The organism is Ferrovibrio terrae (genome assembly GCF_943372915.1).
GTDB lineage: Bacteria > Pseudomonadota > Alphaproteobacteria > Ferrovibrionales > Ferrovibrionaceae > Ferrovibrio > Ferrovibrio terrae_A.
Genome location: NZ_CALSAN010000012.1, coordinates 71096 through 84756 on the forward strand (window position 1 = coordinate 71096; position 13661 = coordinate 84756).

Genomic DNA, 13661 nt, shown 5'->3' on the forward strand with positions numbered 1-13661 from the left:
GGTCGCAGGCGTGCCGCAGATCGTTCATCCGGTCAAGAGGATTAAGGGATTGCCGCTGTCTTCTCGGCGCAGCCGCGATAACTGCGGCCCTGGAAAATCACTTCGGCGCTATACGGATACTGCCGTGTCGCCATGGTGTCGCCGCAGGCGGTTTCGGTGATAACCACCTCCAGCTGGTCGCCAGCCGCAACGCCATCGGGTGCTTCCAGCGCCCAGGTCAGGCGGTTGCCGGTGGTGGCAGGCGGCCGGGTACCATAGCGCTGCGGCACGGTGCCCAACCGGTCAAACACCACATCCTCGCCGGCAATGCGCAGCGACCAGTAGGGCTCGTTGCCGAAGGCACGCCAGCCGGTCTCGGCGGCATCGGTCCGTGGCGGGCAATCCCGCGTGAAATAGGTCAGCCACCCGATCAGGCGGCCGGTATCGCTCAGCACCGGCTGCGGCGACCCGCAGCGCATGTAGGGTTCTGCCATCGTGGCGGGCGTGAAGGCGGGGCCGGCGACACGCTGGCGCGTGGTGCCCTTGAGCACCGGCGTTGTGCTGCCGGTGCTGTTGGTGCTGCATTCATACAGGCTGCGATCGGCGCCGCGCATGCGCACCAGGATCATGCCGTGATTCTGCGGCGTCACATGGGTGGCGAAGGCGGGCTGGTCCGGATGCGCCGCCAGGCAGGCCATGACGCCGCCATACAGCGTGGGCAGATGACGGCCCCAGTCATCGGACTCCTGACTCTGCCGGGTCAGCACCATGCCACCGGACGTTTTGCTATCGGCACAGCCGGCAAGCAACGCGAGAGCCGCGAAGGCAAGGATTGCACGTTTCATACAGGCATCCAGACGAATCATTGCGGCGCCAGCGCGGCGGCGCCGTTGCCGGTTGTCTGGGAAAACGCGGCTTTCTAGGGTTTGGTTCCCTCAGGAGCCAAAATGCCGCTGCCCGACAACACCAGACTGCACGCCTATACACCGGATGATCTGGCCGATGTGCGGCAGTTGCACGCACTGGCCTTTCGTGTGTTGGCGGCCGGCCATCACGATGCTGCGCAGATTGCCGCCCATGAGGATCTGATCGCGGCAGCCGCCTATGCGGCCGATCTCGCCCGCTCCAACCTGGTCCTCGCCCGTCATGACACTGACGGCCTGATCGCCACCGCCGGCTGGCTCGCGCTGGAAGATCGTCCGCACACGGCGCGGATTCGCAAGGTTTTTGTCCACCCCGCCTGGGCCCGGCGCGGCCTGGCCAGGGCGCTGGTACAAGCGGCCGAACAGGCAGCGGCCCGTGCCGGCTATCCGAACCTGTATGTGCGCGCGAATGTGAATGCCGTGCCGCTCTACCTGGCGCTGGGCTACCGCACCGAGGCCCATGGCATCATGCCGGCCGGCAGCGCCGAGCTGCCGGTGGTCTACATGACCAAGCCGGCATCGTGAGTCCCAGGGTTATAAAAATTTAGCGCCCTGGCCGGCGCCGCTTCCGCTATCCTGCCGCCATGTCATGACCGTCCGTTCAGAGATGGCAGGGCAAGCGGGGGAAACAGCGATGGATTTGATGGCCACGACTACGGCGAATGGTGCGCGTCGCTCGCAGACGCGGCGCGCCTATGATGAACTCAAGCGCCGCATTCTCGATAATGAATTGCCGCCAGGCACCCAGGCGCTGGAACAGCAGACCGCCGAATGGCTCGGCATGAGTCGCACGCCGGTGCGCGAGGCGCTGATCCGTCTGGCCCAGGAAGGCATGGTCGAGGTGCGCCCACGCCACGGGATGCGCGTGCTGCCGATTGCGATTGCCGATCTGCGCGAGATCTACGATCTGCTGGCCGGGCTGGAGGCCACCGCTGCCGATATCCTGGCGCGGCGCGGCCTGAATGCGGTCGAGGCGGCGGAGTTGGAAGGCCTGCTGAAAGGCATGACTGCCGCGCTGGATGGCGGGGACCTGACCACCTGGGCCGAGGGCGATGCGCGCTTTCATCGCCGCATCGTCGAGATGTCGGGTAACCAGCGGCTGATCATGATGGTGGAAACCATCCGCGAGCAGTCGCATCGCGCCCGCATGGCCACCCTGCAGCTGCGGCCCAAGCCGGTGGCCTCGAATGAGGAGCATGCCGCCGTGGTGGCGGCGTTACGCCGGCGCGATGGTGAAGCGGCAGTGAAGCTGTTGCGCGCCCATCGCCTGCGCTCGGCACGCCTGCTGATCGACCTGCTCGAGCATCACGGCCTCAATCACCTTTAGGGCTTTTAAAGATCAAGATTGTTGCGGATCAGCAGGCGTTCGGCCGAATCGTTCCACACGTCCATCTGCACGATCTTGCCATTGCGCACCACGAAGCGGTCGACATAGCGGTTGCCTTCAAACGGCGTGCCGTCATGCCATTCCCCATACAGCGTGCCGGTGCTGTAGACCACGGTTTCGCCCGCGCCCGGCGCGACATCGAAACTGCCCATCTGTTTCTTCACCCATTTGTAGCGCTTGGCATTGAAGGCGGCGGTTTCGCGCGGGTGGCTGTATTTGCGTCCGCCGGTGAAGGTGATCACCAGCTCGGGTGCGATATAGCGCTGCGCGGTTTCCGGATCGGGCACCATGCTGGCCTCGAGGAACAGGCGGACGATCTCGGCTTCTTCGGACAGGCCCGAGGCGGGCAGGGCAGAAACGGCGGCGGCGGTCATGGCAGGACTCCGAAAGAGATATCGCCAGAAGGTCTAGCAAGAGCAATGCCGCTGGCAAAACCGGGCAAAATCACCCTTGCGTGAAGATTGTGAGCAGAAATTGGATACAATCTGAGCGCTGGATGTTGGTGATTGCATACAATTTGGTCAATCGGGTAGGCGGAAATAAAATTACCATTAAAAATCAGTATGTTGATATCTGGCACATGCCTTGCTGACAGAAAGCCGACCCATCCAAAGCCCGGGAGGCTCTCATGTTCGATACCACACGCATTTCCCGCCGGTTCGTGCTCGGCACCGTGGCCGCGCTCGGCCTGCTCGCTGCCGCACCAGTCCAGAACAGCGCCTGGGCGCAAGACAGCATCAAGATCGGCCTGGTGGCCGCGCTGTCGGGCCAGTCGGCCAAGTCGGGCGAGGCGATCACCCGTGGCCTGATGATCGCCATCGACGAGGTGAACGCCAAGGGCGGCGTGCTCGGCAAGAAACTCGAGCTGATCCGGCGCGATGACGAGAGCAATCCGGGCAAGGGGCTGGTTGCGGCGCGCGAGCTGGTGCAGCGCGAGAAGGTGGCCGTGCTGTTCGGCGGCCTCGATACGCCGGTCTCCATGGCCATCGTGCCCTATATCAATGCCGAGAAGGTGCCCTTCATGGGCGTCTGGGCGGCGGGCACGCCGATCACCCGCAATGGGGCTGCCGAGAATTATGCCTTCCGCGTCTCTGCCGTCGACGAGATCGTCGACCAGGCGCTGGTCGACTATGCGGTGGCGAAATACAAGTCGAAGACGCCCGGCATGATCCTGATCAACAACGCCTGGGGCGAGTCGAACGAGGCCGGCCTGAAAAAGGCACTGGCCGGCTCCAACATGAAATATGCCGGCATCGAGAAGTTCAACGATGCCGATGTCGATGTGGTGCCGCAGCTCACCCGCCTGAAGGCGGCGGGTGCCGATACGCTGTTCATGGTCGGCAACGTGGCGCCGTCCTCCATCGTGGTGAAGTCGCTCGACCGCATGGGCTGGGATGTGCCGATCGTGTCGCATTGGGGCCCGGCCGGTGGCCGCTTCAACGAGCTGGCCGGTGCCAGCGCACCGAAGGTGCATTTCATCCAGACCTTCACCTTCTCGGGCAAGCTGACGCCCAAGGGCGAACAGGTCTTTGCCGCCTTGAAGAAGAAGTTCCCCGAGATCAAGACCACCGCCGATGTGACGCCGGCGGTGGGCATCGCCAATGCCTATGACGGCCTGCATCTCACCGCGCTCGCCATCGCCAAGGCCGGCACCACCGAAGGCCCGAAGGTGCGCCAGGGCTTCCATGCCATCGACAAGTATGACGGTCTGATCAAGAGCTACTTCAAGCCCTTCTCCAGCGACAACCAGGATGCGCTGGGTCCGAAGGACTATATCTTCACCCGCTTCGTCGGTCCGGAAATCCTGCCGCTGACCAACTGATCTCCAGTCCCGCCGGACCGGCTGTCACAGGCCGGTCCGGTTTTTTCAGGATTTAGAGCGGGATCAACCGCCCATGCTTTTAATGTCCGCCATCATTTCCGGCCTCGGTCTGGGCAGCATGTACGGCCTGATCGCGCTCGGCTATCACGTCACCTATACCGTCTCCAACACCGTGAATTTCAGCCAGGGCAGCGTGCTGATGCTGGCCGCCGTGCTGGGCTATACCTTCGCCATCCGGCTCGGCTGGCCGATGCCGGTTGCGGTCATTCTGGCGTTGCTGCTCTGCGCGCTCAGTGGCTTGGTGGTCGAACGCTTCCTGGTGCGGCCGTTTGCCGAGAAGGGCTCGAATGGCTGGCTGATGGCCACCGTTGCCGGCGGCATCATCCTCGACAATCTGGTGCTGTTCACCTTCGGCAAGGAGCCGCGCAGCTTTCCCTCGCCGCTCGCCACCAAACCGGTGGAGATCTTCGGGGCCGGCGTCTATCCGCTTCAGCTCGTCATTCCCGTGGTCGGCCTGGCGATTGCCATCGCGCTGCAGCAGCTGATGCAGCGCACCAGACATGGCAAGGCGCTGCTCGCCGTGGTGCAGAATGCCGATGCGGCGCGGCTGATGGGCATCAACGTGCGTGGTGCCATTGCTGGCTCGTTTGCCGTCTCGGCGCTGTTCGCCGGCATCGCCGGGCTTCTCATTGCACCGCTCTATGCCGTGCATTCCGATATGGGCACGCTGTTCGGCATCAAGGCCTTTGCCGTCGCCATCCTCGGCGGCATGACGTCCGCCTGGGGCGTCATGCTGGCCGGGCTGATCTTCGGTCTGGCCGAGGCGCTGATCACCGCTTACTTCGGCTCGATCTATACCCAGATCCTCACCTTTGCGCTCGTCATCGTGGCGTTGGCGCTGATGCCGAACGGCCTGCTTGGCCGTGCCGGCGTCAAGAAGGTGTAAGGCGATGCAGACCCGCCCGATCATCCCCATCGCCATCCTGCTGGTCACGCTGGCCGGTCTGCTGGTTGCAGGCATCGCCAAGGGCTATACGCTGTTCATCCTGGCGCTGGTCGCCATGACCGGCGTGGTCGGCGTCGGCCTCAACGTGCTGCTCGGCCTCACCGGCCAGGTCTCCTTCGGCCATGTCGGCTTCTATGCCATCGGCGCCTATACCACCGGCATCCTCAGCCTGCAGGGCGTCAGCTTCTGGATCGCCCTGCCGCTGGCGGGTCTGATCGGCGCTGCGGTCGGTTTCCTGCTGGCGCTGCCGGCGCTGCGCGTGAAGGGGCCGTATCTGGCCATGGTCACCATCGCCTTTGCCTTCATCATCGAGCATGGCGCGGTGGAATGGCGCGGCCTCACCGGCGGCTCCAACGGCCTGATGGGCATCCTGCCGCCCAGCCTGGGCGGCATCAATTTCGGCGAGCGCGAGATGGCGATGCTGGCGGTGCTGCTGATGGGCTTTGCCTTCGCGCTCTATCATCGCCTCAGCAGTTCGGCCTGGGGCCTTGGCATGCGCGCGGTGCGCGATTCGGAAGTGGCGGCGCAGTCGCTCGGCCTCAATCCGGTGACCATCAAGGTGACGGCGTTTACGCTGTCGGCGGCCCTCACCGCGCTGGCCGGCGCGCTGTTCTCGCCGCTGATGATGTTCATCGCGCCGAGTTCGTTTCCCTTCTTCCAGTCGATCCTGTTCCTGCTCGCCGTCATCATCGGCGGCGCCGGCTCGGTGTTCGGGCCCTTGCTCGGCGCCATTGTCGTGGTCGGGCTGCCGGAGCTGCTGTCCGATCTCGCCGAATACCGCCTGCTGTTCTTCGGCATCCTGCTGCTGGTGGTGCTGTGGGCGGCACCCAGGGGCATCATCGGCAGCATTGCCGCGCGCTTCCGCCGCGAAGACCCGCATGTCGCCGCCAATGACGGCATTGATCTCGCCGCCTGGCTGAAGCCGGCCTCGGCCTTGCCGCTGGTGATCGAGGGCCTGGGCATCAGCTTCGGTGGCATCCGCGCCGCCCATGGCGTCGGCTTCATGGCCGAACCCGGCAAGGTCACCGCCGTGATCGGGCCGAACGGCGCCGGCAAGACCACCGTGCTCAACATGATCGGTGGCTTCTACAAACCCGATCAGGGCAGCATCCGGCTGGAAGACGATCTCGCCGGCAAGCCGGCATTCGCGGTCAGTCGTGCCGGCATTGCGCGCACCTACCAGACCACGCAGCTGTTCGGCGATCTGAGCGTGCTCGACAATATCCGCATCGCGCTGCGCCGCGGCCGGCTCGGGCTGCTGCTCGGCAGGAGCAAGGCGGACGATGACAGCGCGCTGGCCGAGGCGCTGCTCGCCTTCGTCGGCTATACCGGTCCGGTGGCCCGGCTCGCCGGTGCTTTGCCCCATGTGGATCGCCGCCTGGTCGAGATCGCGCGTGCGCTGGCGACCCAGCCGAGCGTGCTGCTGCTGGATGAACCCGCCGCCGGCCTGATGCGCGGCGACAAGCATGCCTTGAGCCTGCTGCTGCGCCGCATCGCCGATTGCGGCATCAGCGTCATCCTGGTCGAGCATGACATGGCGCTGGTCATGGGCATCTCCGATCATGTGGTGGTGCTGGATGCCGGCACGCCGATTGCCGCCGGCACGCCCGCGGAGGTGCGGCAGAATCCTGCGGTCATCAAGGCCTATCTCGGCGGCGCCGAAATGCAGGGCCGGCCACGCGTCGCGCCCTGGTCGGGCCCAGCCGATGCGGTGCTGGCCACCGTCAATCTCACGGCGGGGTATGGCGCCGCGCCGGTGCTGGAAAAGCTCAGCATCGCCGTGAAGCCGGGCGAGATGGTGGCGCTGCTCGGCGCCAACGGTGCCGGCAAGTCATCCGCCATGCGCGCCATCTCCGGGCTTCTCCGCCCCATCGAAGGTTCGGTGCTGCTGAAGGATGCCGAGCTGCGCCAGCAGCCGGCCCATAAGATCGCCGCCTCGGGCCTGGCGCTGGTGCCCGAGGGCCGCCAGGTCTTCCCCGAACTCAGCGTCTACGACAACCTGCTGCTCGGCGCCTATACGCGCACCGACCTGAAGCCGGAAGAAGAAGTTGCCGCCCTGCTGCACCGCTTCCCGCGCCTGCGCGACCGGCTGCACAATCGCGCCGGGCTGCTCTCAGGCGGCGAACAGCAGATGCTGGCGGTCGCCCGCGGCATGATCGCCAAACCGCAGGTGATGATGCTGGACGAGCCGTCCTTGGGTCTGGCCCCTACCATCATCAACGAGGTGTTCACCGTGCTGGCCGACCTGCGCGATGAGGGCGTCACCATCCTGCTGGTCGACCAGATGGCGGTGCTGGCGCTCGCCGTCGCCGATCGCGCCTATGTGCTGGAATCCGGCCATGTGGTGCGCGAGGGCAGTGCCTCCGAGTTGCGTGGTGACAAGGCGCTGGAAGCCGCCTATCTGGGCCATGCGGAAAACTAGTGTATAAGGCGGCATGAACTTCGATCTGATTCTGCGCAATGCCCGGCTGGCCGATGGCCGCATCGTCGATCTCGGCATCACCGCCGGCCGTTTTGCCGCCGTGGCACCGGCGCTGGCCGGCGAAGGACCGGCGCAGGATCTGGGTGGTCGCCTGGTGGTGCCGGGCTTTGTCGAAACCCATCTGCATCTCGACAAGTCCTGCATCCTCGATCGCTGCAGCAGTGAGGGCAGCCTGCAGGATGCGATTGCCGAAGTGGCGGCGGCGAAAAAGGCCTTCACCGAGACCGATGTCCATGACCGCGCCCGCCGCACGCTGGAAAAGGCCATTCTCCAGGGCACGACCCGGATTCGCACCCATGTCGAGATCGACCCGCGCATCGGCCTGCGCAGTTTCGCCGCCATCCGGCGGCTGCAGGCCGAGTATGCCTGGGCGGTCGATCTGGAGATCTGTGTCTTCCCGCAGGAAGGCCTGCTGAACGATCCCGGCGCGGAAGAGCTTTTGATCCAGGCCATGGAGCAGGGCGCCGACCTGATCGGCGGCTGTCCATACACCGACAGCGATCCGAACGGCCAGATCGCGCGGATATTCGCCATCGCCAAACGCTTCGGCACCGATATCGACTTCCATCTCGATTTCGATCTCGATCCCGGCCGCATGGGGCTGGACGAGGTCTGCCGCCAGACCGTGGCGCAGGGCATGGGCGGCCGCGTCACCATCGGCCATGTCACCAAGCTGTCGGCGCTGCCGCCGGCGGATTTCGCTGCCGTGGCCCAGCGCCTGAAAGATGCCGGCGTCGCCGTCACCGTGCTGCCGGCCACCGACCTGTTCCTGATGGGGCGCAGCTTTGACCACAATATTCCGCGCGGCGTCACCCATGCGCATCGCCTGAGCGGTTGGGGCGTCACCTGCTCGCTCGCCACCAACAATGTGCTCAATCCCTTCACGCCGTTTGGCGACTGCTCGCTGGTCCGCATCGCCAATCTCTACGCCAATATCGCGCAGCTCGGCCGGCCGGCCGAGATGGCGGCCTGCCTCGATATGGTGACGGAGCAGTCGGCGCGGCTGCTCAACCTCAAAGACTATGGCATCACGGTCGGCAACCCGGCCGATCTGGTGGTGCTGGATGCACAGGCACCGGCGCAGGCGGTGGCCGAACTGGCGCAGCCGCTGTTCGGCTTCAAGCGCGGCCGGCGCATTTTCACCCGGCCGCAGGCAGAGCTGCATCGCCCGTGAGTTTCACGCCGGCGTGAGCACGCGGCATTCTGTGCATCTGCCGAGATAAGCGGCAGCACCTTGCCGGGACCTATGCTCACCCATTCAAATTGGTTCAGCCTGTTTCGCCAACACGGCGCAAAAACAACAGCGTACCAATTTTCGTGCCCTGCATGCACCGTGGCATATCGATTGCATACCTGAGCAGGCCTTTTGCCGCATCGGGTTTCAGACCTCGGTGTGGCGCCACTCCACAGATGAGGTATGCCATGAAACGTCGTTCCTTCGTGAAAGCCGGCCTGATTGGCGGCGCCGCTGCAGCCACCTTCGCCGCGCCCAGCATCGTCAGCGCCCAGGCCAGGACCTTCCAGTGGAAGATGACCAACGCCTATGGCCCGGGTTCGCCCTTCTATGTTGCCGGCCCCGGCAGCCCGACCGATTTCTGCGAGATGGTGAAGAAGATGTCGGGCGGTCGCCTGACCATCCAGCATTTCGCCGCCGGCGAACTGATCCCGGCACTGGAAGGCTTCGATGCGGTGTCCAAGGGCATCGTCGAGATGAATGCCGCCAACAGCTATTTCTGGGCCGGCAAGATTCCCGCGGCGCAGTATTTCACCACCGTGCCGTTCGGCCTGAATTTCCAGGGCATGACCGCCTGGCTCTATCACGGCGGCGGCCAGAAGCTGTGGGAAGAGCTGTATACGCCGTTTGACCTGGTGCCGATGGCGATGGGCAACACCGGCGTGCAGATGACCGGCTGGTATCGCAAGCCGATCACCGGCATCGAGGATTACAAGGGCCTGAAGATGCGCATCCCCGGCCTGGCCGGCAAGGTCTATGCAGCCCTTGGCGTCGATGTGAAGCTGCTGCCCGGCGGCGAAATCTTCCCGGCGCTGGAGCGCGGTGTGATCGATGCGGCCGAATTCGTCGGCCCGTATCAGGATCGGCGCCTCGGCCTGCACAAGGCGGCGAAGTTCTACTACACCACCGGCTGGCACGAGCCGTCCAATGTCACCGAGTTGATCGTCAACAAGAAGGCCTGGGACTCGCTGCCGCCCGACCTGCAGGAAATCGTGCGCGGCGCTGCTGCGGCCTGCAACACCATCAGCCACACCTGGTGCGAGGCGACCAATGCCGAGGCGCTGGACGATCTGGTCAAGAACCAGGGCGTCACCGCGCAGCCGCTGCCGCCGCAGATCGTCGCCAAACTGAAGGAAGTCACCGAGACCGTGCTGAACGAAGGCGCGGCCAAGGATGCCTCGATCAAGAAGGTGCATGACGCCTTCATGACCTTCAAGGCCAACCATGACAAATGGGCCGGTATCTCAGAGTCGGTCTACCAGACCCAGATCCGCGGCCAAATGACCAAGGCATAAAGTCTTCCATGATTTCTACGCGTCTGGAGTCCGCCGCCCGCATGCTCGATCTGGTGGTCGAGCATAGCGGGCGGCTCGCATCCTGGACCGGCTTTGCGCTGGTTCTGGTGATGGCCTTCAATGTGCTGCTGCGCTACCTGTTCCACACCGGCTCTGTCGCCATGCAGGAACTGGAATGGCATCTGATGGCGCCGGTCTCGCTGCTCTGCATCGCCTATGCGATCAAGCATGAAGGCCATGTGCGGGTCGATATCCTCTACGGCCGCTTTTCACCGCGCACCAAGCAGGCCCTGGAAGTGGTGTCCTGCCTGGTCGCGGTCGCCTTCTCTGTCATCATCATCAAGCTCAGCATCGGCTATGTGATGCAGTCCTATCTGATCGGCGAGAAATCGCCCGATCCCGGTGGGCTACCCTATCGCTTCCTGCTCAAGGCGATGATCCCGCTCGGCTTCCTGCTGTTGCTGGTGCAGAGCCTCGCCGCGACCCTGCGCGCCCTGGTCCCTTTCTTCGGCGGCAGCATTCCGCCCGAAGCGCAACCCGACAAGCCGTTTGAACATGCCGCTGAATGAAATCCTGGCGCTATCCTGTATCGCGTCCTTCTTTGTCCTGCTCGCGCTTGGCATCCCGGTCGCCCTGACCCTGGCGATCAGTGGCTTTTTCTTCGGCTGGCTCGGCTTTGGCTCGCTGCTGTTCAACCTGCTGCCGGCACGCATCTATGGCGTGACAGCGAATTACACGCTGATTGCGATTCCGCTGTTCGTCTTCATGGGCATGATGCTGGAGAAATCCCGCATCGCCGACGAGTTGATGGAGGTGATCGGGCATCTGGCCGGCGGCCTGCGCGGTGGCATGGGCATCGGCATCGTGCTGGTCGGCGTGCTGATGGGCGCCACCACCGGCATCGTCGGCGCCACCATCGTAACCCTGGGGCTGCTCACCCTGCCCACCCTGCTGCGCCGTGGCTATAACAAGAGCATCGCCTGCGGCACCATCTGCGCCTCGGGCACATTGGGCCAGATCATCCCGCCCAGTACGCTGATCATCCTGCTGGCCGATATTCTCGGCCAGTCGGTCGGCACCCTGTTCGCCGCTGCGCTCATACCAGGCATGATGCTGGCCGGCATCTTCTGCATCTTCCTGCTGCTGCTGGGCATCTTCAAGCCGGAGCTGGTGCCGCCGATCCCGGCGGAAGAACGCTTCGCCATGACGCGGCAGGAACTGCTGCGCAAGACCTTCAAGGTTGGCCTGCCGCCGATCGCGCTGGTGCTCGCCGTGCTGGGCTCGATCATCGGCGGCGTTGCTGCCCCCACCGAGGCCGCTTCGATGGGGGCGCTCGGCAGCATCCTGGTTGCCGCCATCGCCGGCCGCTTCAACTGGACCATGCTGAAGGAAACCGTCTACGCCACCGGGCGGATCACGGCCTCGATGATGTTCATCCTGATCTGCGCCCAGGTGTTTGCGCTCGCCTTCCGTGGCCTGCAGGGCGAACAGCTGGTGCATGATTTCTTCAAGCTGGTGCCGGGCGGGATCGAGGGCGTGCTGTGGTTCATGATGATCCTGATCTTCATCCTCGGCTTCTTCATCGAATGGATCGAGATCAGCTATATCGTCGTGCCGCTGTTCCTGCCGGTGCTGCAGGCGGCCGGTGTCGATCTGGTCTGGGTTGCCACCCTGATCGCGCTCAACATGCAAACCTCCTTCCTGACACCGCCCTTTGGCTGGGCGCTGTTCTACCTGCGCGGCGTGGCGCCGCCGCAGGTGACGACCATGGATATCTACAAGGGCGTGGTGCCGTTCATCGCGCTGCAGGTGTTTGCTGTCGTTATCCTGTTCTACATGCCCGGCATCGCTACCTGGCTGCCACGCGCCATTGGCTGGTGAGTTGGGGCTGGTAAGCTAACACTGGCATCCCTTTCGACCTTGTCGTAAAGACGAACCATGCTGAACACACCGCGCGCCCGTCGGGGCATGGTCACCGCCCCGCATCATCTGGCTGCCGAAGCCGGCCTTGCCGTGCTGCGCGAGGGTGGCAATGCCATCGAGGCGACGGTGGCGATGGCCGCCTGCCTCACGGTGGTCTATCCGCATATGACCGGCATCGGCGGTGACGGCTTCTGGCTGATCGCGGCCCCGGGGCAGGCGCCCATTGCGGTCGAGGCCTGTGGCCGCGCCGCCATGGCGGCGACGCCGGAGCTGTATAAATCCCGCGGCCTTTCCAGCATTCCCTGGCGCGGCCCGCTGGCCGCCAACACCGTGGCCGCCACCGTGAGCGGCTGGGGCGAAGCGCTCAGGGTCAGCGGCGAACTCGGCGGCACACTGCCGCTGTCGCGTCTGGTGGCCGATGCGGTCTGGCATGCCGAGCATGGCTTTGCCGTCACCCAGAGCCAGCATGACCTGACGACAGAGAAGATGCCCGAGCTGAAGGATGCGCCGGGCTTTGCCGCGCGTTTCCTGCCCGGTGGCGCCCCGCCGGCCGAACGCAGCTTGATGACACTGCCGGCCATGGCTGCGACGCTGAAACGCATCGGCGCGGCCGGCACCGAAGATTTCTATCGCGGCGCGCTGGCGAAACAGATCGCGGCCGATCTGGCCAAGGCCGGCAGTCCGGTGACGGCCGACGATCTGGCGCGCCACCAGGCCCGCCGTGTCGCCCCGCTCAGTGTCGCGCTCAAGGCGGCAAGGCTGTTCAATTTCCCGCCGCCGACGCAGGGCCTGTCGTCGCTGATGATCCTGGCGCTGTTCGAGCGGCTGGGCGTCAGCGAGGCCGAGGGCTTCGCCCATATCCATGGCCTGGTCGAGGCCACCAAGCAGGCCTTCATCATCCGCGACCGCATCGTCGGCGATCCCGAGGCGATGCCCGAACCGCCGCAGAAATATCTTGAAGCCGGTCTGCTTGATCTGCTGGCCACCAAGATCGACCGCAAAACCGCGCTGCCCTGGCCGCAGCCGGCCTCGGGCGGTGACACCACCTGGATGGGCGCGATCGACGGCAATGGCGTCGCGGTCAGCTTCATCCAGTCGATCTATTTCGAATTCGGGTCGGGCTGCGTGCTCGATGAAACCGGCATCAACTGGCAGAACCGCGGCTCCAGCTTCCTGCTGGAGGGGAAGGGGCCGAGGCTGTTGGCCCCGGGCCGTATGCCGTTCCACACCCTCAATCCGGCGATGGCGCGCTTCGATGATGGCCGGGTCATGGTCTATGGCACCATGGGCGGCGAGGGCCAGCCGCAGACGCAATCCGCCCTGTTCAGCCGCTATGCCATGTTCGGCCAGGGGCTGCAGGCAGCTGTCACCGCGCCACGCTGGCTGCTGGGCAAGACCTGGGGCGAGAACAGCGTGACGCTCAAGCTGGAAAGCCGCTTCGATCCGGCGCTGGTCACCGCCCTGAAGGCCGCCGGTCACGATGTGGAAATGCTGGGCGCCTATACCGGCACCATGGGTCATGCCGGCGCCATTGTTCGGCATGCGGATGGCGTGCTGGAAGGCGCCACCGATCCGCGCAGCGACGGCGCCGCCGCCGGATTCTGAGCGGG

The 13661-nt window shown here is 64.9% G+C and carries 12 protein-coding genes; 10 read left to right on the forward strand and 2 right to left on the reverse strand.

Going from position 1 to position 13661, the window contains the following annotated elements:
- Window positions 1–41: 41 nt before the first annotated feature.
- Complete coding sequence (locus AAG821_RS10510) at window positions 42–824, reverse strand: hypothetical protein (RefSeq protein ID WP_341911260.1); 783 nt, start codon at window positions 822–824, stop codon at window positions 42–44.
- 102 nt (window positions 825–926) lie between these two features.
- Here AAG821_RS10510 and AAG821_RS10515 point away from each other — a divergent pair, with 102 nt between their 5' ends.
- A complete protein-coding gene (locus AAG821_RS10515; RefSeq protein WP_341911258.1) occupies window positions 927–1427 on the forward strand; it encodes a GNAT family N-acetyltransferase in 501 nt (166 codons plus the stop codon).
- Window positions 1428–1536: 109 nt separating this feature from the next.
- Complete coding sequence (locus AAG821_RS10520) at window positions 1537–2229, forward strand: GntR family transcriptional regulator (RefSeq protein ID WP_341911256.1); 693 nt, start codon at window positions 1537–1539, stop codon at window positions 2227–2229.
- A gap of 5 nt (window positions 2230–2234) precedes the next feature.
- Here AAG821_RS10520 and AAG821_RS10525 read toward each other — a convergent pair whose 3' ends face one another.
- Window positions 2235–2663 carry a nuclear transport factor 2 family protein gene (locus AAG821_RS10525; protein ID WP_341911254.1) on the reverse strand — a complete coding sequence of 143 codons (429 nt, stop codon included), beginning with the start codon at window positions 2661–2663 and terminating at the stop codon, window positions 2235–2237.
- A 254-nt stretch (window positions 2664–2917) separates the two neighbouring features.
- Here AAG821_RS10525 and AAG821_RS10530 point away from each other — a divergent pair, with 254 nt between their 5' ends.
- The 8 genes from AAG821_RS10530 (at window position 2918) to AAG821_RS10565 (ending at window position 13656) form a co-directional block, all read left to right on the forward strand.
- Window positions 2918–4111 carry an ABC transporter substrate-binding protein gene (locus AAG821_RS10530; RefSeq protein WP_341911252.1) on the forward strand — a complete coding sequence of 398 codons (1194 nt, stop codon included), beginning with the start codon at window positions 2918–2920 and terminating at the stop codon, window positions 4109–4111.
- A gap of 73 nt (window positions 4112–4184) precedes the next feature.
- Window positions 4185–5057, forward strand: coding sequence for a branched-chain amino acid ABC transporter permease (locus AAG821_RS10535; RefSeq protein ID WP_341911250.1), 873 nt, complete (start codon window positions 4185–4187; stop codon window positions 5055–5057).
- A 4-nt stretch (window positions 5058–5061) separates the two neighbouring features.
- Window positions 5062–7539 carry a branched-chain amino acid ABC transporter ATP-binding protein/permease gene (locus AAG821_RS10540; RefSeq protein WP_341911247.1) on the forward strand — a complete coding sequence of 826 codons (2478 nt, stop codon included), beginning with the start codon at window positions 5062–5064 and terminating at the stop codon, window positions 7537–7539.
- Window positions 7540–7552: 13 nt separating this feature from the next.
- Entirely contained in the window at window positions 7553–8773 is a 1221-nt protein-coding gene (locus AAG821_RS10545) for an amidohydrolase family protein (protein ID WP_341911245.1), read from the forward strand.
- A 248-nt stretch (window positions 8774–9021) separates the two neighbouring features.
- Complete coding sequence (locus AAG821_RS10550) at window positions 9022–10128, forward strand: TRAP transporter substrate-binding protein (protein WP_341911243.1); 1107 nt, start codon at window positions 9022–9024, stop codon at window positions 10126–10128.
- Between the two features lie 8 nt (window positions 10129–10136).
- Window positions 10137–10697: a TRAP transporter small permease subunit gene (locus AAG821_RS10555; protein WP_341911241.1), complete on the forward strand. Its 561-nt coding sequence runs from the start codon at window positions 10137–10139 to the stop codon at window positions 10695–10697.
- Entirely contained in the window at window positions 10684–12009 is a 1326-nt protein-coding gene (locus AAG821_RS10560) for a TRAP transporter large permease subunit (RefSeq protein ID WP_341911240.1), read from the forward strand. Before AAG821_RS10555 ends, AAG821_RS10560 begins: the two co-directional genes overlap by 14 nt.
- A 57-nt stretch (window positions 12010–12066) precedes the next feature.
- Window positions 12067–13656 carry a gamma-glutamyltransferase family protein gene (locus tag AAG821_RS10565; RefSeq protein WP_341911238.1) on the forward strand — a complete coding sequence of 530 codons (1590 nt, stop codon included), beginning with the start codon at window positions 12067–12069 and terminating at the stop codon, window positions 13654–13656.
- Window positions 13657–13661: the final 5 nt, after the last annotated feature.